The sequence below is a fragment of the Pseudotabrizicola sp. 4114 genome, from assembly GCF_031457365.1.
Taxonomy (GTDB): Bacteria; Pseudomonadota; Alphaproteobacteria; order Rhodobacterales; family Rhodobacteraceae; genus Pseudotabrizicola.
In genome coordinates this window covers 1-1,148 of the sequence record NZ_JAVDWP010000051.1, presented here as the reverse complement: position 1 = coordinate 1,148, position 1,148 = coordinate 1, and the positions used below count along the sequence as shown (strand labels likewise).

The window sequence follows — 1,148 nt, the reverse complement described above, 5'->3', positions numbered from 1 at the left end:
CAGGCTGCTGAAGAAGTCTGCGGGGCGGAACGGTTTTCCTTGCGGAGGCTGTCGGCATTCCGCGTCGCGCCGTTCCATGTTGCAAGCATGCGCGCCCTGATCCCGTATGCCATCGTTATGCCGCCAGCAGCCGTGGCAGTCGGGCGAGGTTGTTGGCCGCCATGGTGAGTATGAAGCGCGAGCGCACCCGTTCGACGCCGCGATAGACGGTCTGGGCCATGCCGCCGACGGTCTTGGCCCAGCCGAAGGCCTCCTCGATCCGCTTGCGGTGCTTGATGGACAGGGCATAGCCCTCGTGCCGGGTCGTGCGACCGTCGATCGCTGAATATCTGACTTTCTGTGCGACATGCGGGGTGACACAAGCTCGGCGTAGGTCGGCGACGAACTCGGCTGCGTCAAAGCCCTTGTCCGCGCCCAGTGTCAGCTGTCGTGTCGATCCGGGGGAATGGCGATGGATCATGTCCATTGCCGCGCGCCGTTCCGCATGGCCATCGGCCTGCGTCAGGTCGCCTTGGACGATCAGACCTGAGCGGTTCTCCATCAGCGCATGACCCATGAAGCACAGCACCGCGCCGGTGCCGGGGGACTTCTTGTAGAGCCGCGCGTCGGGATCGGTGGTCGAGGCATGGGTGGCATTCGAGCGCTTCTCACCCCGGAAGTCGACTTCGGCATTGCGGTTCTGACGGTTTGGGCGGGGCATCGGGTCGTTCTCGGTCGTGTGGGGTTGATCCTCGGCGGGGGTGTCAGGTCCAGGTGGGCTGCCCGGGTCGTCATCGGACGGCGTGTCATCAGCCTTCGGCTGGAAGCTCTTCATCGACGCCCAAGCCTTGACCAGCGTGCCGTCGACCGAGAAGTGATCGTCCGACAGAAACGGCGCGACCTCGCGGTGCGCCAAGATCGCGGCCATCACCTTGCGCGACATGTCGGTCGTGAGCAGTCGGTCACGGTTCTTGGTGAAGACGGTCGGCACCCAGACCGGATCGTCGATCCCGAGGCCAACGAACCATCGGAACAACAGGTTATACTGCATCTGCTCCATCAGCTGCCGCTCGGAGCGGACCGAGAACAGGATCTGGAGCAGGCTCGCCCGGATCAGCCGTTCCGGCGCGATCGAGGGGCGACCAAAGTCGGTGTAAAGGGCCTCGAAC

The 1,148-nt window shown here is 64.4% G+C and carries 1 protein-coding gene; it reads right to left on the bottom strand.

Features of this window, described 5'->3' with window-relative positions; all coding sequences use genetic code 11:
* Window positions 1–115: 115 nt before the first annotated feature.
* A partial coding sequence (locus J2X53_RS22490) for an IS5 family transposase (protein WP_349039714.1) occupies window positions 116–1,148 on the bottom strand: 1,033 nt, incomplete at its 5' end.